This window comes from Ammoniphilus resinae, assembly GCF_017873965.1.
Classification (GTDB): Bacteria; Bacillota; Bacilli; order Aneurinibacillales; family RAOX-1; genus Ammoniphilus_A; species Ammoniphilus_A resinae.
Window position 1 is genome coordinate 189,704 of the sequence record NZ_JAGGKT010000005.1, and the last position, 20,352, is coordinate 210,055.

Genomic DNA, 20,352 nt, shown 5'->3' on the forward strand with positions numbered 1-20,352 from the left:
TAACGTCCCCACCATCCTTCTTATTTCTTCACCTCGTTATAATATTTCTCAGCGCCTGGATGCAAAGGAGCTGGCAGCCCTTGCTTGGCAGTATCAATCGAGATGCCTTTTGCTGCGTTATGGGTATCCCTAAAAGCTTGTAAGTTCTCGAAGAATGTTTTGGTCATTAAATAAACGGTTTCCTCCGGTACGTCCTTATGTGTCATCAGCACGTTGTTCACCCCAACCGTTGTCACATCCGCGTCTTGACCGTCATACGTTCCTTTGGGCACAGGGGTGGCAAAGAAAGATGGGTACTTCTCAGCCATTTTCTTCACTTTATCTTCAGAGATCTCCAGGAGAACAACCTCTTTCGTTGTCGCTAATTCCAAAATCCCCGCATTCGGCAGCCCCGAAGAGATGACGACGGCATCTACTGTCCCATTTTTCATCCCCTCAACCCCTTCCGCGAAAGAAAGGAAGTCCTCATCCACATCATCATAGTTCATTCCATATGCATCCAACACCCTGCGTGCACTGATCTCCGTCCCGGAACCCGGTGCGCCGACGGCAAGCTTCTTGCCCTTCAGCTCTTCGATCGTCTTGATTCCTGTATCTTTTGTCGTTACAATCTGCAAATAGTTTGGATAAAGCGCTGCAATGGAACGCAGGTTTTCCTGTGCACCGCTTTCTGCAAAGCTATCGACACCTTCATAGGCATCCCCGGCTGTATCAGCCATCAAGAAACCAACTTCCGCTTTTTTTTGATTCAACTTCTTCGCATTTTCCGCGGAGGCCGCCGTCGACTGACTCGTCGCGGTTGCGCCTAGCTTCTCTTGGAAGACTTTCGCCATCGTTCCGCCCAGAGGAAAATACACGCCAGATGATCCACCGGTCAAAATGGTAATGTACTGCCCTTTTAAGGCATCTGAGGTATCACCCGATTGTTCAGGTGCAGGCGCAGGAGCTGGTGTGGCCGCTTGTCCTCCCCCAGAACTAGAGCCCGAGTTTTGCGCAGGGGCAGGTGCGGTTGTCTCTGGTTGACTTCCACAACCACTAACAATTAACGATAAAGATGCTGCAACCGCTACCAAACTGAGTATCCCTTTTCTCTTTTTCATTCCAATCCCCCTTAATATGTGGTAGAAATGTGCCTACGTTTGTTACACACACAATAATATCATAATTACAATAATATGGTAAATATTTAATATTATGAATTCATTTGATATAAAAAAGGGGGCGTCGTTTCGACAGGGGACATGCCGGGCGCAGAGAATAAGCGGACACAGGGGACTTTATATTTCAGGAACTCCCCTATGTTCCAGGGTGGCGGAGAACAAATTCCTTATTTACAGGCAAACGAATGGTCCAACTTGGCGGCTATTTTTGCACAATAAAATGTGTAAAAAAAGCAATATCCCGATAGGGACCTAATCTGCCTAATTGAAGCTCAAGATCTAGAAGCTGCTGTAAATTGCCTTATTGCTCTCCCGGACCCAGGTAATCAAAAACACAGCGAATACCGTAACGACCTTTAACCGCCAATTCCATCGATTCAAACCATTGCAGGTAGGTTTCGATTGAATACTGTTTGACATAGGCTCCTATCAAGGAATTGTACTCTTCTTCCTCATCGATTGATTCCTTGGCCTCGGGTAGGTTGTTCTCTACGATGGCTTTTCGGAGGACTTTTGCCGCGGGATTGTGGGCAATAATGGAAAGATAGCCACCGGGGTTCAGCCTCGTGTTCAGCATACGGATCGTCTCTTGCGGATTTTCTACATATCCGAGGACATTGTGGCAAATGATCCAATCGTAAGTTTTTACTTGCGGGATGTGGTCTAGGGTGTCGATGTTTCCTTGGAGAAACGTAATCTGTTGCTGCTTTTCCTTTGCCTTTTGCTCCGCAGCGGCTATCATATCCGGGGTGAGGTCGACACCTGTGACGGAATGGCCTTGTTCTGAAAACCAAATAGACGTTAAACCGAAGCCGCAACCGATATCTAGGATGGCTTTATTTGCATCCAAGTGCTCCGCGATCTGCTGCCAGGTAAGTGAATAAAAAAGCTTTCCGGAGTTCATCTCGACGTCCTCAAGATAATCCGGTAAACTTTTAGTGAATGCTTCGATGATTTGTTGCGTTTCCGACATTCATCTCAAACCTTTCATTTTCTCTAGGATGGATTCTTTGGCTTGATTGCTAAACCATTCTTCCTCGATGGAAGCGTACAGTCTCGAATACTCTTCGTCGGTGATGATGTGTTGGCCAAGAAGATATTGAAAACAATCCAGCTTAATTTGTGTTCTATTTACGATTTCTGTATAAGACATTCCTAGTTCTATCATCTTTCGATTATACAATACATGTCCAATTTCGTGAGCGAGGATATCGAGAAAAACCTCTGTTTCCATCCTTTCGCGATCTCCCAGGATATAGATGACGTGCCCGCCATTTCGATATTCGACAAATCCGTTGACCTTTTCCGGATCATCAATAAAATAGACTTCACAGTGAAATTGCTTTTGCACCCAATCGATATAAAAGTCGATAGTTTCCATATTTCTCACCTTCCCCACGCCGTGGTTGGCACGAAAGAATTTCCAAATATTATCTCCTCGTTACGGGGGGAGTATCCGAGCAAGCCTATGAGCACTCTCCCCTTTTGTCAGGGGCATTGAATAAGGGTGAATTTTACTCTATTTTTAAAAGAGGGCTGATTTTCGGAAAAATAGGGGGGAGTTTACTCCTAATCCAATAAAACCCAATAATTCCGGCATCCCCACAGCTAATAGGAGTAATTCTCCCCTTATTCCGGCTACTTTCACCTTCAATCTTAATTTAGGAGTCAATTCTCCTCTTAAAGGCGAGCTCCCCTAAACCTCAATCTCCATCTGCAAAAAGGCATAGCTTAAACTTTTCCCGTGCGTATCCATGCTTAAAGAGGTCGTTACTCCTCCAAGCAGGGCTTGGTGACAAACAAATTGTAAGGATGCTAGATTCGGCATTTCATAGCGGATGATCTCGCCCAAAACGATCTCTTTCAAATGGTGCTTGACCGCGTCCGGTGTGACCTTTTCACACAATAAAGGGTAGTCGGCCTCATCGTATGGAATAAGCGAAAGGATTAACGTATTTCCTTTATCTCCCGCTCGGCTGTGCGCTAAATCATAGAGCTTTTTCTTCATGATTAACACTCCTGAATCGAAATTTGGGTCTGGACCTTTTCTCGGGGGATCAAAGTGGATACGATGCCGATCACTTCTCTCACATACTTCCGCGCTCCACCGCCACCAGCTGGTCCATTTGTATAAAGCGCCTCCACTTCTTCCCCAATGATCGCCGCATTTTCTGAATCTGTCGCATTTGCTGCAACCCGCAGACGAATTTCATACGGTTCACGAAGCTCTCCAAAATAGGTCCGGTGGACGGAACTCACCCCGATATGATCGATTCGAAGATCGGGGAATTGATCCTTTAGCCGTTCCTGAATGATTTCCCCAGCTAGAACAGCCCGACTATAGGCATTGGGACCTGCGTAAGAGATTTCTCCTTCCCCTACATAACCTGTGTGGTAGCCTAGGCTGACTTTCAAAGTAGCGGGTTTCGGCCTTCCTCTCCCACCTGACACCTCGACCTGATTCGACCCTATTTCCCGAAGACGTACCGTGGTGAAATCTGCGGTAATATCCGGAGTAAGATACCCTGTAGGATCTGTTGCTTCATATAATAGTTGCTCCTTCACCGTTGCCAAATTAATGAATCCACCGGTCCCCTCCACTTTTCCGATCACCGCCGTTCCGTCCGGGCCCACATCAGCAAAGGGGAACCCTAACCGCGCCAAATCCGGGACCTCTTTTTTCCTTGGATCCGCAAAATACCCCCCAGTCAGCTGCCCTGCACATTCTAGCAAATGACCAACTACCGTTCCCTGGGCGATCTTGTCCAGATCGTCCACGGACCACCCGTAATGATAGATCATTGGCGCTAAAAATAGAGAAGGGTCCGCCACCCGTCCGGCGATAATGATTTCGGCGTCGCTTTCTAGTGCAGGTAATAAGGCATCCGCGCCAATGTAGGCATTTGCGGAAAGAAGGTTTGACAGTTTGGACAAGGGTTTGCCTGTTTCTAACACTTCTTGCTGGCCATCCAGATGTTCCAAAACATCATCACCTGTCACCGCCGCCACTTTGATATGGATCCCTTTCCGCTTTGCCATCTCCATGATTTTTTTGGCAGCCCCGATTGGGTTTGCGGCACCCATATTAGTAATGAGGCGAATCTTTTTTTCTTTGAGGATGGGGAGAAGGAGATCGATTCTCTTTTCTAGTAATGGATCGTAGCCGCTGTTGGGATCCCTATTTTTCCGTTGTTGCGCCAAGGCTATTGTCCGTTCAGCCAAGCATTCGAGAACCAGATAATCAAGCTCTCCTTTTTCCGCTAGTATCACGGCTGGTTCCAGGCGATCTCCTGAGAACCCGGCTCCTGAACCTATGCGTATCATGTGGTATCAGCTCCTTTCGAGTTGGAATCTATTAGTAATTATATTATAACTATTCTGGATAAATTAGAGAGGAGGGGTACATAGAAGAAAAAAACAGGTCTCCCCACCATTCCCTGTGGGCAAGTCCTGCTTTTATCGTTTTTAGGTATACATTAAACTCGGTAGCCACAATACAATTTGCGGGAAAAACGTAATGAGTCCCAAGACTACAAGCAACACGGCGATGAATGGAAGCAATTCCTTAGTTAATTGGATAATGCCTACTTCTCCAATTTTGGAGATAACAAACAAAACGATTCCAAATGGTGGTGTTAACAGTCCAATCATCAGGTTCAATACGATAATCACCCCAAAATGAACGGGATCGATATCGAACTTATCCAAAAGCGGTAGCATAATGGGCATCAGGATCGTAATGGCCGAAATCGTTTCCATGAAAGCCCCGACAATTAACAAGAAAATATTTAAAACGATCAGCATGGTCCATTGACTGTGTGCAAGTGAGGTAAAAAAGTCCAGAACCTGCATCGGTATCTTGGCCCGCATGATAATATTTCCATAAAGCGTAGCACAGGCAAGGATCAACCCCAAGACAGCACTGTCTCTAGCCGTTTCCCGAAAAACTTGAAGAAGTGTCGGCCAGTTAAGCTCGCGGTAAATGAGCCCTGACAGGAGTAAGCCATACACTACCGCTACAACCGCTGCTTCTGTCGGGGTAAAGATCCCCTGATAAATCCCACCGATAATGATGACAGGAGTGAGCAATGGGAGAAACGCTTCTTTTAATGCGATAAAAAAGGTTTTAGCCGTTGGATAATTACCGCGGGGGTAGTTTTTCTTTTTTGCAAAGTAAGCCATCAAAAGCATCATGGCCAATCCCATCAGAAGACCCGGGATCAAACCGGCTAAAAATAGCGCACCGATGGACGCCCCTGCTGAGACACCATACACCACCATCGGCAAGCTTGGTGGAATAATCGGTCCAATCGTCGAAGACGCAGCGGTAATCGCTGAGGAGAAACCCTTTGGATAACCCGCATTGCGCATCGCTTTAATCTCGATGGTTCCGAGCCCCGCGGCGTCGGAAACAGCGGTTCCTGACATACCAGAAAAGATAATACTGCTGGCTACGTTTACATGACCAAGTCCTCCTGGAAGAAAACCGACGCAAACATGACAGAATTTAAAGATTCGATCTGTAATCCCACCAACATTCAGTAATTTTCCTGCTAATAGAAATAAAGGAACTGCTAGAATGACAAAGCTATTCACTCCGCCGACCATCTTTTGGGCAATGTTTCCGTAGAGTATCTTTCCATCCATGAGCATGAGCAGTAAGGAGGTGAAACCCATACTAAACGCAACGGGCATAGCCGCCAAAAAGAGAAACAGCAACGCACCAATAAATACAACCATAGCCATAATGAATTACCTCCCCCCATCCATCGTTTGATTTTGGGACTGCAATGATTGTTCCTTCTGAACCGGTTGAAAAATAGACTGAACTAACTCATACAATCTAAAAATGCTATAAATAAGCATGAGAACGGCACCAAAGAAAAGGGCAAAATACACATACGAATAATTCAGCCAAATTAAGGAGGCAGACCGCACCTCGGTACTGCTTAGAACCATTTGCCAGCTTCCAATCAACACAACGACGAGGAACCACATCGTTAACAGCTGCACCAAGATTAAGGTTGTACTGCGAAGCCACTTGGGTAGGACTTCAATTAACACTTCAATAGTGATATGTGTTTTCTCTTTCATACATACCGCTGAACCGACGAAGGTTAGATAAATAAACATAAATCTGGCAATTTCCTCCGTCCAGGGAGCAGAATAGGCAAACACATAGCGGAATAGTACTTGCAGAGCCACACATACGACAATTCCTATCGTCATGGTGACGATAAAATAATCTAGAAATCTCTCAAAACCTGCTACCAGACGCTTCATCGTTTCTCTCCTTTCACGCTACTAATGATAGGAAGGGAACGGACCATTCCGTTCCCAAAGGGTGAACTGCTTATTTGGCGTAACTGTTGATTTCATCCAAATTCGTAACGGTCCACTTGGTTTCGAAAAATTCCTTCAATGCTGGTTGGGCTAACTCTACAAATTTGTCACGGTCAGGCTCAACAACAGTCATACCCGCATCAACCATTTCCTTTTCAAATTTAACGGCATCTTTTTCTGCTTCATCGTTTGCGTAAGCAATCGCTTCATCCGATGCTTCCTGAACCCACTTCTGTTGTTCAGGTGTTAAGGAATCCCATAGTGGTTTATTAATCCAGAAGAATGTGGCTTCATAAATATGAGACGTTTTGATCATATATTTTTGAACTTCCTGCAGTTTAAATGTATAGAATTGTTCAGTAGGTCCTTCCGAAGCCTCGACCACGCCTGTCTGCAGTGCTCCATATAATTCAGGCAAGGCGACAGGAGTTGCTAAGGTATCGAACGCTTTCCATGCGGCAACCCAGGCTTCAATTTCAGGCAATCGCAGCTTCAATCCTTTGACATCCTCAGGTGTCTTGATTTCTTTATTGGCTGTCATATGACGAGGACCGCGGATGATGCTACCCAATGCATGGGAGTCGGATTCGTCCATCTTCGCAAACATTTTCTTTCCTAAATCCCCATTCAACACGGCTTTCACGTGGTCCATGCTCTTAAATAGGAAGGGAGCTGATATAAACATAAACTCCGGAGCGTACATATCTTGACCTTGGTATCCGGCAAGAATCAACTCTACATCTCCCGCTTTTAGCGCCTCAAAGTTTTCTCGCTCTGTCCCTAATGAACCATTCGGGAAAACCGTGACTTTGATTTGCCCATTGGATTTCTGATCCAACAGTTCTGCAAACTTCTGGGCACCTTTAACGGGTGCAGAACCCTCAGCATAAACAGAAGGCATGTCCCACTCTATAACTTCTCCTCCAGCTTTCTTATCATCTGCTTTCGGAGCCGGTTCGGCAGATCCTCCGCCTGACCCTCCCTCGCTAGAACTTGGTGACCCGCCGCATGCTGATACAACCAACAATGAGGATGCTAGCATAACAGCAGATACACTCTTAAACCACTTTTTCATCTACATTACCCCCTAGTTTGATGAAGTTAAAATTTATAATCATTTGTCCTGCATGGGACCAGGACAAGGATTACCCATTAAAGAGCGATTTCTCTCCCTGTCAATTCCTCCCCCGTTTCATGGTCGGTTTAATAGAAAAGAGCTATAAACTGCAGTTAAATCACCCAATCTGATGATCGTCTCTTGAACAGCTAAAATATGCTGTTGTACTGCCCTTTTTGTCTTCACCGGATCTTGAGCTTCGACTGCCAGAACGATCTGGTCATGTTCTTCGACTGCCTGATAGGCACGGTTCGCATACGATGCCGTTAATCGGCGAATTCGCTGTAATTGCAAAGAAAGGTTGTCCAAAATATCAACAATCCGCTTATTCTTACCAGCAGCGATTAACACTTGATGAAACTCCTCATCTAAATCAAAGAAACGATTTACATTGTTTTTTTCCAGATGCATCTTCATTTCATCATTAAGCGCTTTCAGTTTTTTGGCCAATTGGTTTCCCTCATTAGAGACAGCAGAGACAGCGATTTCAGCCGCCATCCCTTCAAGAGCCAGTCGAATCTGAAAGATATCGTAGAGATCATCGGGTGTCAGATGAACAACTTGGACATGCCCTGATTCCTCTACGAGGAACCCCTCTTGAATTAATTTAATCATCGCTTCCCGTACTGGTGTTCTGCTGACCTGAAAATGTTCCGTCAAGTTCCCTTCCACCAAGGGCTGTCCAGGATAAAAATGAAAGGAGCAAATCATCTTCTTCAATTCGTTGTAAACCTCTATTGCCTTTGCTCCATTTCTCCTCCTAGCCAATTCCAATCACGTCCTACTAATTTAATTAGTATTTTAATTTGTATTTTTATTTGTATACATAATATTCTAATTTATAGGTGTAGTCAATTGCTAATTTTAAAATATTGCAAGCGGAAAGGCCCATTAATTTTTGAGGAAAGCAGGGGGCTGTTGATTATTGTTGAGTTGAGCTGGGCGGGTTGCTTTCATAAAAATGGAGAATTACCAATCAAATGGTCTAAAAGGCAAATGTGGATTTCAATAAGCGGAAGATATCTCCGCTTATTGAAATCCACCCCGTCATACTATCTATAGTCAGTCTTCAGGCTTTTTGGGCTTGCTTCCGAGCTCCCTTGAGCTTGTCCCTAGAGTTACCAAAATTCAATTCTTCTGTTTCTGAACATTTCTAAGGCCTGGCGCTTACTTGAAAAGCTTGATCCTTTAACATTTTCAAATACAATAGCTTCCCTTCTCCCTCATAATAATAATCCGGTAGACGACACATATAAGTAAACCCGTTTCGCTCAAATAGTTTGCGTGCACTGGCATACTCGGGCAAGTCACAGGTGAAGGTTTCAACATAGCGGCCATTGTTTGATCGACAGTATTGAAACATAGCCTCTAGGAGATGCCAAGCCAATTTTTGATGGCGATAAGAACGATGGACGCCGAAGTATTCCAAACGATACCCGCCGCTATGATGTTCATTCTCGACAAAAATAATAGCAGAGATGACTTTCCCTTGTTCTTCTGTATACCAGCAGTTGACATGGTTTTCCTGAAGACTGCGAACCGGTAACCACCGCAATTGCTCAATCTCCCCTGGCGTAAATCTTTGGTCATCAAAACAATGTTCCCCAAGCAGGAAGTCTGAAACCCTTCCTGCCTCTGTTCCGCTTTGTACCCATTTAATTTCCAATTCGGCCTGACTTTTGAGGTCTTTTGTGATTGGTTCTAACATTGGCTTACCTCCCCTAAAAAATTATGAAATACGAAGTGAGTTGTTCCAGTCAGCGGTAACACCTTCCTGGAAGTATTGGTCACAGGCAAAGAAATACATTTTGGCGGCCAGATCATCACGGTTTTTCTTCACCACTGTAACGAATCCTTCTCTGGCATCATAGAACCGACCATTTTGAAACAACTCAATCGCATGTTCAAACTGTTGTTTGGTTTCATCTTTTAGTCTGCGAATTGGCTCAGGATCTCCTTCGTATAAATCAAACAGCTCAATAGTTCGGTGTTCCCCATCAATCTGAAATGAACCAAGTTTACGATATTGCCTCGGCAACCCTTTATTTACGAAGCGCAATGTTTCTTCTGTTAGCAGGACGGTGACGCCAAGTTTTTCTGAAATTCTTTCTAGATCAAGGGCTAATTGAACATGATTGGAAATGACACTTCCCTCCAATCTTTGTTCCTCCCCGATAATTCCGAGCATTACATCCCCATAATGAACGGCAATGCCAATATCAATCGGTTCCCCTTCCCGTTCTTTATTGTAGGTTTCAAGCGTTGACCTCAGTTTAACGGCTGCTTTGATCGCTGCAGAAGGATCATCGGGAAACATCGCAAGCATTCCGGCTCCCAGATACCGGCTTGTAAACCCGCCATACTCACGAATGACAGGGCCAAACGTTTTCAAAAAGGAATTAATAAAACGGAAGTTTTCTTCCGACGTAAGGGTTGTGGAAAACTCCGTAAAATGACGCATATTGCAAACCAAGATCGTCATTTGCCTGTTTTCCTGCTCCCCCAGGTTAATTTGTGTCACATTGTCCTTTCCAAGAACCTTTAGAAACTGTTGTGGAACGAATCGGAAGTAGGAATCACTCAACTTCGTTACCTCTTGAATATATTGGCGAATGGATTTTGCCATCATATTAAACCGCTCTCCAAGTTCCTCCACCTCATCGCGCGTGTGGATCTGAACCATGACGTCCCATTCACCTTTAGCAATCAAATTCACACTTCGTCGCAGCTTTCTAATGGACGATAGTAAATAAACAGTCATTGCAGTGATAACAAGCAACAAAATTACACCGATAACTGAGATGATTTTCAACACATTAGTCATAATCTTCAAGTTGCTCTGTTTCATACCAATTAAATCTTTACCCGTTTCATAGATTCCAATGATTTCGCCTTGCGGGTTATATAAAGGCCCTAACGCATACATCCATTGACCACTCGCGTCTTCCCACTCTCCCGAAACGATTTTCCCTTGCTGTAGCACAAGTAGGTTCTCTTCACTCAATGGAAACGGCTGAAACATGGTCACGCTATCGTCATCGTCCATAATAATATACAGATTCCCATTCATATAACGGTATATCGTGCTATATAACCCGTCACGATCTTCACCGGAACGTGAGAACAACTCATTAATCCGTTGTTTTATCGTTTTGTAATCCTCACTCATGAAATCACGCGGCGAATTGAGCCCCTCCAACTGGGCTCCATCCACTAGATATTTACCATTGCCTGCGAGCAATTCGAGTTGCCCCTGTGTATCAGCTTTCATTTCTCCCGAGAAAGAAGAGTATACAGAATACGATAAACCAACCATGGACAGAAGAACGACAGGAATAATGACACCTAGTTGTTTTAAAAGAAGGGAAACCCTCCTTCCCAAGATATAAACGTATATGTGACGAATATCTAATACCAACAAGAAACCAAATAAGCCAAGCAGTAGCCAATACCCGAATCCCATCCACACGATCTTAGGAGAATAATGAAAGCTGGTCAGAACATCAATAATCTCACCATTCGGATTCATTTGAACGAGCTGGTCAGAGGTTGCCACTGTGATTAGACCATTTCCTACAGTAATATTGGTGAAATCAGACCATTCAATATTGGGGTATTGATTTTTAAGTGTTTCCATGGTGACAACAGGTATAATTGGGTAACCCGATTGTCGAACATCGACCCGATTGATCGCTTCCTGATGATAGTCAATAAAGTAGATATTTCTATGATCTTTCGTGAAAATACCTACCGGAAAATTCAGTTGATTCTGCGAAGATTGGGGATAAATCTGTCTCACGTCGCCGTCTGTGACGGCATATAATGATCCCCGCTTCGTAGTGAAAAATATGTGGTTATCCTGGCTGCCGGTAAATTCGTTTAAGTAACGATTCGCTGGCATTTCAATGGTCTTTACGACTTCCGGGTTTTGTTGTGATGCTGCAGCTGTTGATGGGATTCGTAAAAGCGAGGACGTTTCAGCATCCTTCCGGAAAAAGTATACAAACCCATCTTTTGCCGAAAGGGATTGGATGTTACCCACGCGCAATAAATTATCCGAGAAAGCATATTCCTCTTCATACACCATGCTAGTTTTCGAGCCGTCGGGTGAAATCTTGATAATCTGTTCACCTGATACTTTTAGACCGTAAGAATCAAGAATTGTAATAAGTGCATAGGCATTTCCTTCACCATCTACTGCCATGCTATTAAATAATTGAAGGGTGTTGGGCTGCTCGTGTTCGCTGCTTGAAATGGAGTAGATTAGTCTACCAGACGAATCTACCTTTTGAAGCGTTTTCTTTGAATTGGTTACCGTATAAATGGCGCCATTCGAATCGGTCACCACACGGGAAATATTGGAGTAAGCTACCTCATTTTCAAAAGGATTGGCAGACCATGTATCCCTAAAGATAAAGAGGAGAGCAGCTACAAAGACTGTCCCGGCAATCAACAAACCAAGTTTGAATTTCATAGGATTATCCCTCTTCTCCATGGGCCTAAGAGCCCATACCACTTATAGAAGGACCAAGAAATAAACAAAGGACTTAGATTATATGCCATAAGTCTCTCATTTCCTGGACCTCCTTGTAATCTTTTCCACCCATTTATAGTACTATAAAACTAGTTGTTTGTGTTTTAAATAGGGCAAATTTATTGCTCAATCTTCATAAAATATAGTAGAATTGAAAAATGGTGGATATTCTAAGGAGGTTTTCAATGGGACAAGCTGTTACAGCTGGTGCTATGCTACAATGCAGCTTCGGAACAACTCCAAGCTCACTAATTGTATTACCCGCTAATCGTGTCATGTCTGCTGCTCCGACCGCGAACATTATGGATAATAAGCCAATGGTTAATATTCTTCCCTTCGGTATGTGCAACTCTATCGCCAACCCGGCAGTGGCGGCTGCTACAGCGGCTGCATTTGGTGCCCATACGCCGATGCCCTGTGTACCTGTCACCGCAGCACCATGGGTTCCTGGATCTCCGACGGTTCTTGTTGCGAATATGCCGGCTTTAAACAATACTTCTAAGTGTATGTGCAATTGGGGAGGCGTCATTTCGATTACGAATCCCGGACAAATGACGGTACAGGTTCCATAGTTTTTTATTGTTGTTTTAAAAGGAGTCGAGCCTGTTGATTCAAAAAATTGTAATGCCTTTTATCAACCCCATTAAACGAAAAGTCATTAAGCCGTTAGGCATGATTAGAAAATGGCCCAAGTTTCTAGCAAAATGGATTAAGAAAAAATTCAAAGAAATACTAGGCCAAAAAGAGATTACAAAAGCAAGCTATGTTCCTATTGGCAATTATTATGTTTCCAAAAAACTGATCGTGATTGTCATCCTTGTGATTCTTTTGCTTTACTTCTTCATTTTCATTAAACCACCGAAGTTTATCAATAAGTGGTTAAACCGGGTCCCAGCCATCACGGTAAGCGCATCTGCGCCAGCTGCTGACTTCTCCGGGACAGCAAAACTCTTTGCGGAGGATGGCAGCTTATTATATGAAGGTGGAATCATCGAAGGAAAATATGACGGATCTGGAAAACTCTTTTTGCCGAACGGGAAGTTAATGAAAGAGGGAACATTTAAGAATAACCTGCTTATTCAAGGCAGTGAATACAACGAGAATGGGATCCTCGTCTATAAGGGTGATTTTGCGGACGGCTTGTATTCTGGACAAGGGACCCTTTACTATCCGAATGGCAATGTGAAATATTTGGGCGAATTTAAAGCAGGTGTACCAAACGGACAGGGGCGAATCTACACGGAATCGTCTAAGCTAATTTATGAGGGCGGCTTTGCGAACGGGATCTACACCGGAGAAGGAACGGAATATAACTTCACTGGCCAAACGCTATATCAAGGGGAATTCCTGGCAGGAAAATACAACGGCAAGGGCAAGAAGCTCTATTCCAATGGAATGATTCAATACGAGGGGGAATTTAGCAACGGACTGCCCTCGGGGTCTGGAACAGAGTACTTCCAAAGTGGAATCGTAAAATATAAAGGCAGCTTTCTCACTGGTCAATATAATGGAAACGGAACCCTTTACGCAAGCGACGGCAATATACGATATAATGGAGATTTCCAGAGTAATCGATTTCATGGAGCAGGTGAGCTTTATAATAGTCTAGGTTTACTAGAGTACAAGGGTCATTTTGTGAATGGAGTTTCAGATGGATTGGGGACTTGGTATCAAGAGGACGGCACCGTTTTATATCAAGGCTTTTTTAAAAACGGAGAATTAGCATTTGATACATTTCTTGGTATATCCGCAGTTCGTCTAGAGGAGCTGCTGGGCAAAGCAACAGGGACCCAAGTCATCAGTCCAGCGCCGGAAACACCAGAAACAGTGGAAACTGCGGAATCGCCAGAAACGCAAGAAACACCAGAAACAGAAACACAAGAGACACCTAATACTCCGGAAAAGGTGGAACAAGTGGAACAACAAACACCTGAACAGCAAAATGATGCTGAGGTTGTGGAGGCGGCTGAAACTACCACTGCTAACCTTCCCATTCAAATGCAATTCCTAGAACTAGGTCTAACTTTCATTGTTGCATCGAATGAGACGAACCCGGACGAAGCAGCGGTACAAGAAATACAGCTCAGCAGCAGGCCGGCCTTGGACAAGCTCTATCAACATCTGGAGAAATTAATCAAGGAAGAAGAACCAAAAGCCTTTGTTACGGATCTCGGCTCGATGAGATTGTATTTTTGGAATAACTATTCATACAGGATCACCGTAGATGGAGATGGCAAACCGATCTCGGCAATCATAAAGAGGGCGGAATAACTCCGCCCTCTTTCGTTTATTTCTTTGCAACAGCAACCTCCCGCTGATGCATTACCAATTCCTCTAGTCTATTTTCCATTTCCACACTGTCCCCAAATGACTTCACTGCCCACCAGCGAACTCGAATGCGTGTACGCTCTGTTTTCTGGTGAACCCGGACGCCCAGCCGAAAAGTCCCTTTCTTCGGATAATGAACAGAACCAATGGATACCTTTGGATAATCAGAATCATACTCACTATTTGAAAATACTTCTTTCGATCCATAATAAATCGCATTGTTTCTATTCAAGAGGTCTGCCAAGAGCTCTTCGGATTCTTTGCGTTCTTCCGATATACCTGCAGTAATTAGAACGGCTCCTGCCCCTAATCCATGTTCAATCTCCTCAGAATAGAAGTTTTTTTGGCGCCTTTGATACCATTTCTTCTTCTCCTGGGGGACAATCGATATTTCCACAATCCCAGTCGCAACTTGTTCTTCTCTTTCAGGTTCTTCCTCCTCTTCCTGGAAGGCTAAGAACTCCTCTTTAATATCTGGAAACTCTATGATTTCCGGCACAATAGGAACACTTGGGGACCGATCGCTTGCACTCTCGCGAGGTTGCCAACTTGTCCTTTCCTGCAACGATAAAATTTTATAGAGCATCGTTGGATTGATTACATAATCCTGAAATGGGACTCGCTCTACACTTTCAATCACGTAAGTCGCACCCATTTGCAGCAGGTTAATCTTTGCCAGATAGACACAAGGCTCAGATGGGGACTCCAATGAGCGATCCAATGATCGTTCATAAAATGCTTGGAACATGCGCCGTTCACTAGACTCCTCACTGATTTCTATCGATTGTTTCACATGCGTTAATTCATAGAGAAGCCGATCCCCGACGATCAGCCGGGTTGTACCTGCCTTCACACTCACTTTGCCCTGCATCTTTTTCTCAGCTGGAGGAACAGGGAGCGCACGTAAACGGATGGTTTTCGAATAAGTGGTTTGTCCCCCATCTGTAGGTTCAGAGAATTTCACTTTCCCCTCGGGCAATTCCTCTATGGCTTCCACACCAAACCAATCTGGCTCATATTCAAACTCGATGTGAGGAGTTTGAATGGTCTTTTCAATTGTGATTCGCAAGTCAAATGTCGAGGAAGGTTCAATATACCTTGGAACGGTCTGAAGAATCCTTACATGTGCATCCTCATACCAAATGGAGGTATCTTCAATAAGATGATCATATTCTTGCAAACTAGGTTGAGGCGGCTTTTCACGAATAAATAGTCGGTAGCTCTCCAATATTCGGTTATGTTCGCTTACCTCTTCATCCCGTCCAGATGCGCCTGCTACTGAATGCACAGGCTCTTTGCCCTTTTCATCATAGGCAATACATAAGTATACATTTTTTGCGTATTCGTTATTGGTGAATCCGTCCAACATGGAAAGTTTCCATGTCACTGGCGATGGAACAACAATTTCTCGCCCCATCTGGTCCAAGGCAGCACCCGTTTCAACTGAGACGGATTTGTCATCAACGGCCACAACCTGTAACCCTGAAATAACACCACTTCCAAAGAGCAAACGATTTAACAGTCTGCCCTTATCGGTGAAATACGTTTGCTCGGACATGAAGTCACGGACGGTTAGCAATTTTCCATAGAAATACCTGTTACGTTCAAATGGGATGTATCGTGATCTATTCATCCTTTCCCCCCTTATCACTGATTATTCCAAACGAGAATCCAATCCGAGTCTTGTGTGTTGGTCCACTCGATTGTCTTGCCCTATATCTATCGTAATCGTATGGTGTGGCATCGATGAACGTCCATCCATAGTAAGTAAGGTAGGTTCAGACAATACGGTATTCATTCCTAAATACGAATGAAGGTCCATATATACCCAAGGCTGTAATATAATCAATTTGCCCGTAGTAAATACTGGCTTAGACGCGTCTATTAATTGTTGTAACACGACCCGTTTCATTTCCGTATCGGCATGCTCAGGCTTGACGAGTACATTAAATACATAAGGGTCCGCAGCATAAAGCCTGTCCGCGACTTCGCCAAGTTCCGGATTCTCCTTTAATGGCTTGACTTGGTCATATTCAAGTATAATGGGCCGTTCCCCTGTATAGATGGAAATCAATGCCTCCATAGCATATCTGGTACCACGCAGGTTATAGATGGTTGGGGCCTGCTTCAACAGCTTCCGCAGTTGCTCCTCTGTCCAACTATCCTCTGCCTGAATCCCTAACCACCCCAGCAGCCACCGCAACGTTGGACCAGATGCACGATTGGCGTCTAATGAACGTGTTGTCCAATGGATCTTTTGATTGGTTTCCTCTAGCATGGTTTGGAAAATGCTAAGATAACGCGCAAGGAAATCTCTCGTTTGCTCATGACGTTGATAGATAGATGGCAAATATTCTAGGTAGGAGTTTCGCGGAAAATGTACTTCTAAACTTTGAATGATCGGTGCATGCTGCTCTGAACCGATCAATTCCATGTATATCCACAAATAACGTCCTTTTGCCTCGAGCAGCAAGGCATCATGCGGGTCCCGCAGCGGCTTCAACCATAGGCTTGACAAAGCAGTTAGCTTCGTCTCCGGCGCGATCGTTGGATCCGCGATATAAGAATCAAGGTTTACCCGCTCATGATGGAGTACAATTTCTTTATCCTCCGAAGCAAAATAGCGAATATTAATTTGTGTATCATTCTCCCGATACGAATCCAACACAATCTTATGCCACTCGGTTTCAGGAGTACCGCTATCAAGGGAGTCGCTCATCCATACCCCTAAACGCCTTCCAAATGGCCTCCAAACAGCCGTTTCCAGGATCGGTTGAATGGTGTGAACACAGCTCTCCCATGGATCCCATAAATAGAGGACTTCCCTCCCCGCTATGAGCCGGGTTCCCTGTCCATTGCCGACATGGCCACGCTCGATCATCCGTCCATCCGTATGAATATGTACGAGTGAATGGGAGGGGGATTCTTGTGCATTATGAATCAGCCCCCAGAACGAGTCAGGCCCAGCACCACAGATTGCAACGAACCCAGAATGGCTTGGAACCGACACCAAGGTAGCGGTGTTGGTTGGCAAATGGATTTGGATAATCAACTGCTGCTCCCTATCCAGGAACCATCCATGATCAGATGAACCGAGCGAAATTTCAAAGCGATCTGCATTTATGCTTGATGCTCCTGCCTTCTCAAGAAAAGGGAGGGGGATCACACCTGTTGCTAATCCAGAGGCATCGAAACGCAGGAATTGAAGGGTCTCTTCTTCCTTGAATTTCGCCAGAACGATCACACCATCTTTGGGTTCAGCGGCAAGTGCGAAGCCCTCAAATACTTGGCCATTCCATTCATTGGTCATCCATTTGATTTGTGCCCGATCTGAAGACATCGATTGAAGGACGACCTCTTCATTCGATTGCAAGACAATAAGGGAATCACTCGTTGCAGCCATGCGTGTTGGTTTGCTGGCATCGGTTTGACTTGAGAACCTTAAAGATTCAACATGGCCACTGGATAAATCTGTCCGCCAGATGTTTCCTTGTTGATCTAGCATAAACCACCGTCCATCACGGTCAGCCACCAGATCGATAACAGGCTGTGCGAGTCCGGAATAAACAAGAGGATGTCGGCGCCTATGCCGATAAACATGTTCCTGAACGACCGTTAAACCACCCTTCGTCGCCTTCAGTTGATATTGCCTTCCCCGCCTCCAGTCAGGTGGCTGTCGAAATGAGAAAAACTTCGGTTCACTCATATCCCATCCCCCTTAATTTGTAATAAATTCAATTTCATGTTCACCTGAGATGGCTAGGCCATTCGGCGGAATGTGAATATCACCGCCTTCTTCCCGATAAACATCCTTTCCGTCGGCCATCAACCATAGATCTTGAATATATTGGACACCTGGTACACGGGCAATGACTTCATACATATCGCTCTTGTATATTGGACGTCCGAATTCCCAACCCTCAAATGAAGAATCTATTCCATATGGTTGAAGCCATTCGTTCAAGACTTGTTTCACATTCATCTCGCGCCCCCCGTAACGGGGGTCAACCCGGATGATAGCTCTTACAGTTACCCTCACATATTCTGGTGGAATGATATGTAACCTTGTCGTTAGTAGACGATAGGGCTCCAGATGTCTTCGCACCGTTTGCATCATCCCCTCTGTTGGCTGCGGTAAGGGCTGCTGTTTACTATAGGGGACAATGACGATAGAGGTATGTCCTAACGCTCGCTCCGTAGGGTAATTATGGATGGTTGTTTTATAACCTGGGATCGCCTTCACTCTAGCAATTCGCAATCCCGGAATCTCCATCACCCGTCGTTCAAGGTCTTCCGCCGTAACCCCGCAATTGGGTTCAAGAATCCGCAGCTTCGTTCGCTCCATAGCCTGCTTCATCGATTCAGGCTCGGAGCCCCCGTATGCAGGAAATAAATTTGTCACTTGAAGCGGTTCGGCTACTTCGATTTTCCGAATCGTGCCTTTATTTACATTTCCAGCTTCCCCAGTTCCTAGACGAAATCCAATCATTCGTATATTGGCAAAAGGGGTAGAGGGCGGCACTGCCCCATTCACTCCATCTGAGAAACGGATGACTCCTTCCTCTGCATCAATCACATAGTGGAAGCTGTCCGGATGCGATTCATCGAAATCTAGCACCCGCTGCCAATCGTACCAAACTGTGGTATTCTCGCCTTCCACTATCCAACCAACCTGTAACTGTAATTGGTCGGGCAGCATCGGTTGAAATAGAATGGGGCAAGTTTGACCGGAGATTCCTGTCCCTCTGCCGCAAAATGTCCGACCGGAAATTTCTTTGGAAACAGCAATGGCACGAATGCATTCCTTTCCGCTTGGGAGTTCCGTGTCCTTCTGAAAGACTAGTTTGGCTTTTCCTTCGAATTGTGTGACGGTATAAAGCTCTTCATCAATGTCTACCCAGCCTCCGCTAGGATGTTTGAATTGAACAGAGATCTCTCCTTTTTGAAACAGGGAATGCGCAAGTGGAAATTCTACTTCTTCATGCTCCCCTTCAGGACGATCGAAGCATTCAGAGAGACATAGCGTCTGTCCTTGCTTGGCGAATACCTCATTCCATATTAAACGTCGAACGCACGGGGCATCGTTATACCCGCCTTCTACCAATTGAGCCTTCAATCGATGGACGCGCCCTGTACTTGACGGGATTTGAAACAAGATCGGCCCGCTCTGATGGAAACCATACGACTCGTCCCGTTCAAGATCGACAGGCCGCCAGCTTCCTCGTTCCCCCTCTTGTTGCCAATAACTCCAAACCACTTTTCCTGAAGGAGTGAATTCCTTATAGCGAGCGGGGATCCGGATTGTCGGCTCTTGGGCAGCCAGTTCGATCCACAAGGATAACGGCATCCCCTCAGGCAAAGGCTGTTCCAAGGTAATTTCCATACTGGAACCGACCTTCCCCTGTTCACCAAAAGGATAGAAAGGGGCACTGCCTGATTCAAAATCATCTGAGATCTCCCGTGAGTTCTCAGCAGTATGCACAAACACTCGCTTGGTCGTGTCGGGCAAGACCGTCACAGACCGGACTGTTTCAAACGGAAGTTCTTCTACATGCAGAAGTGTCCCATAGGGGATAAGAATGGGGCGTTCTGCGTTTGAAAAGCTCACCGAAGTGGCAGCCGGAATTCGGTCTCTCGGCGATTCTCCCAACAACTTTAGGAATTTTCGCTCATGGTCGCTTGTTAATTGGTCCAGCTGAAATTGCTGCATTTCAATATGCCAGGCAAGCATCTCGAGCAATGTAATCCCCGGGTCGTGCGCATTTTCATCGGTCCATTCGGTAAAAATGCCAGGAATGAGATCACGCGCCTCACGAACAAGCTGCTCAAAGGTACGATCATCTAAATTCGGCAAAGGTAACATAACCATA

General features: G+C 45.0%; 16 protein-coding genes. 2 read left to right on the forward strand and 14 right to left on the reverse strand.

Annotation, left to right across the window (positions count from 1 at the left end; genetic code table 11):
• Positions 1-20: 20 nt before the first annotated feature.
• The 11 genes from J2Z37_RS10930 to J2Z37_RS10980 form a co-directional block, all read right to left on the reverse strand.
• Positions 21-1,100, reverse strand: coding sequence for a TAXI family TRAP transporter solute-binding subunit (locus J2Z37_RS10930; RefSeq protein WP_209810293.1), 1,080 nt, complete (start codon positions 1,098-1,100; stop codon positions 21-23).
• Between the two features lie 361 nt (positions 1,101-1,461).
• On the reverse strand, positions 1,462-2,133 hold the full coding sequence (locus J2Z37_RS10935; protein WP_209810294.1) for a class I SAM-dependent methyltransferase: 672 nt from the start codon (positions 2,131-2,133) through the stop codon (positions 1,462-1,464).
• A complete protein-coding gene (locus tag J2Z37_RS10940) occupies positions 2,134-2,541 on the reverse strand; it encodes a M48 family metalloprotease (protein WP_209810295.1) in 408 nt (135 codons plus the stop codon).
• Between the two features lie 315 nt (positions 2,542-2,856).
• Complete coding sequence (locus J2Z37_RS10945) at positions 2,857-3,168, reverse strand: AtuA-related protein (protein WP_209810296.1); 312 nt, start codon at positions 3,166-3,168, stop codon at positions 2,857-2,859.
• Positions 3,169-3,170: 2 nt separating this feature from the next.
• Positions 3,171-4,484, reverse strand: a complete 1,314-nt coding sequence (locus tag J2Z37_RS10950; RefSeq protein ID WP_209810297.1) for an acyclic terpene utilization AtuA family protein — start codon at positions 4,482-4,484, stop codon at positions 3,171-3,173.
• Between the two features lie 141 nt (positions 4,485-4,625).
• On the reverse strand, positions 4,626-5,906 hold the full coding sequence (locus J2Z37_RS10955; protein ID WP_209810298.1) for a TRAP transporter large permease: 1,281 nt from the start codon (positions 5,904-5,906) through the stop codon (positions 4,626-4,628).
• 6 nt (positions 5,907-5,912) lie between these two features.
• Positions 5,913-6,443, reverse strand: coding sequence for a TRAP transporter small permease (locus J2Z37_RS10960; protein ID WP_209810299.1), 531 nt, complete (start codon positions 6,441-6,443; stop codon positions 5,913-5,915).
• Positions 6,444-6,513: 70 nt separating this feature from the next.
• On the reverse strand, positions 6,514-7,578 hold the full coding sequence (locus J2Z37_RS10965; protein WP_209810300.1) for a TRAP transporter substrate-binding protein: 1,065 nt from the start codon (positions 7,576-7,578) through the stop codon (positions 6,514-6,516).
• Between the two features lie 117 nt (positions 7,579-7,695).
• On the reverse strand, positions 7,696-8,388 hold the full coding sequence (locus J2Z37_RS10970; protein ID WP_209810301.1) for a GntR family transcriptional regulator: 693 nt from the start codon (positions 8,386-8,388) through the stop codon (positions 7,696-7,698).
• Positions 8,389-8,773: 385 nt separating this feature from the next.
• Positions 8,774-9,328 (reverse strand): GNAT family N-acetyltransferase, encoded by a 555-nt coding sequence (locus J2Z37_RS10975; RefSeq protein ID WP_209810302.1) that lies wholly within the window; start codon positions 9,326-9,328, stop codon positions 8,774-8,776.
• A 21-nt stretch (positions 9,329-9,349) separates the two neighbouring features.
• Positions 9,350-12,094 carry a HAMP domain-containing protein gene (locus J2Z37_RS10980; RefSeq protein WP_209810303.1) on the reverse strand — a complete coding sequence of 915 codons (2,745 nt, stop codon included), beginning with the start codon at positions 12,092-12,094 and terminating at the stop codon, positions 9,350-9,352.
• A gap of 245 nt (positions 12,095-12,339) precedes the next feature.
• Between J2Z37_RS10980 and J2Z37_RS10985 the strand changes: the two genes are divergently transcribed.
• Together J2Z37_RS10985 and J2Z37_RS10990 are read left to right on the forward strand one after the other, a co-directional pair.
• Positions 12,340-12,726, forward strand: a complete 387-nt coding sequence (locus J2Z37_RS10985; RefSeq protein WP_209810304.1) for a DUF4280 domain-containing protein — start codon at positions 12,340-12,342, stop codon at positions 12,724-12,726.
• 34 nt (positions 12,727-12,760) lie between these two features.
• On the forward strand, positions 12,761-14,425 hold the full coding sequence (locus J2Z37_RS10990; RefSeq protein WP_209810305.1) for an MORN repeat-containing protein: 1,665 nt from the start codon (positions 12,761-12,763) through the stop codon (positions 14,423-14,425).
• A gap of 16 nt (positions 14,426-14,441) precedes the next feature.
• On the opposite strand, the gene J2Z37_RS10995 is transcribed toward J2Z37_RS10990, so the two are convergent.
• The 3 genes from J2Z37_RS10995 to J2Z37_RS11005 are packed head-to-tail and all read right to left on the reverse strand — an operon-like array spanning position 14,442 to position 20,345.
• Positions 14,442-16,115: a hypothetical protein gene (locus J2Z37_RS10995; protein WP_209810306.1), complete on the reverse strand. Its 1,674-nt coding sequence runs from the start codon at positions 16,113-16,115 to the stop codon at positions 14,442-14,444.
• A gap of 21 nt (positions 16,116-16,136) precedes the next feature.
• On the reverse strand, positions 16,137-18,188 hold the full coding sequence (locus J2Z37_RS11000) for a phage tail protein (RefSeq protein WP_209810307.1): 2,052 nt from the start codon (positions 18,186-18,188) through the stop codon (positions 16,137-16,139).
• Positions 18,189-18,200: 12 nt separating this feature from the next.
• Positions 18,201-20,345, reverse strand: coding sequence for a putative baseplate assembly protein (locus J2Z37_RS11005; protein WP_209810308.1), 2,145 nt, complete (start codon positions 20,343-20,345; stop codon positions 18,201-18,203).
• Positions 20,346-20,352: the final 7 nt, after the last annotated feature.

What these genes read in the sequence shown, in the direction of transcription:
- J2Z37_RS11000 (WP_209810307.1), bottom strand. Translation starts at nt 18,188, where the DNA reads ATGAGTGAACCGAAGTTTTTCTCATTTCGACAGCCACCTGACTGGAGG.
- J2Z37_RS10945 (WP_209810296.1), bottom strand. Translation starts at nt 3,168, where the DNA reads ATGAAGAAAAAGCTCTATGATTTAGCGCACAGCCGAGCGGGAGATAAA.
- J2Z37_RS10940 (WP_209810295.1), bottom strand. Translation starts at nt 2,541, where the DNA reads ATGGAAACTATCGACTTTTATATCGATTGGGTGCAAAAGCAATTTCAC.
- J2Z37_RS10960 (WP_209810299.1), bottom strand. Translation starts at nt 6,443, where the DNA reads ATGAAGCGTCTGGTAGCAGGTTTTGAGAGATTTCTAGATTATTTTATC.
- J2Z37_RS10950 (WP_209810297.1), bottom strand. Translation starts at nt 4,484, where the DNA reads ATGATACGCATAGGTTCAGGAGCCGGGTTCTCAGGAGATCGCCTGGAA.
- J2Z37_RS10975 (WP_209810302.1), bottom strand. Translation starts at nt 9,328, where the DNA reads ATGTTAGAACCAATCACAAAAGACCTCAAAAGTCAGGCCGAATTGGAA.
- J2Z37_RS10930 (WP_209810293.1), bottom strand. Translation starts at nt 1,100, where the DNA reads ATGAAAAAGAGAAAAGGGATACTCAGTTTGGTAGCGGTTGCAGCATCT.
- J2Z37_RS10995 (WP_209810306.1), bottom strand. Translation starts at nt 16,115, where the DNA reads ATGAATAGATCACGATACATCCCATTTGAACGTAACAGGTATTTCTAT.
- J2Z37_RS10980 (WP_209810303.1), bottom strand. Translation starts at nt 12,094, where the DNA reads ATGAAATTCAAACTTGGTTTGTTGATTGCCGGGACAGTCTTTGTAGCT.
- J2Z37_RS10955 (WP_209810298.1), bottom strand. Translation starts at nt 5,906, where the DNA reads ATGGCTATGGTTGTATTTATTGGTGCGTTGCTGTTTCTCTTTTTGGCG.
- J2Z37_RS11005 (WP_209810308.1), bottom strand. Translation starts at nt 20,345, where the DNA reads ATGTTACCTTTGCCGAATTTAGATGATCGTACCTTTGAGCAGCTTGTT.
- J2Z37_RS10935 (WP_209810294.1), bottom strand. Translation starts at nt 2,133, where the DNA reads ATGTCGGAAACGCAACAAATCATCGAAGCATTCACTAAAAGTTTACCG.
- J2Z37_RS10985 (WP_209810304.1), top strand. Translation starts at nt 12,340, where the DNA reads ATGGGACAAGCTGTTACAGCTGGTGCTATGCTACAATGCAGCTTCGGA.
- J2Z37_RS10965 (WP_209810300.1), bottom strand. Translation starts at nt 7,578, where the DNA reads ATGAAAAAGTGGTTTAAGAGTGTATCTGCTGTTATGCTAGCATCCTCA.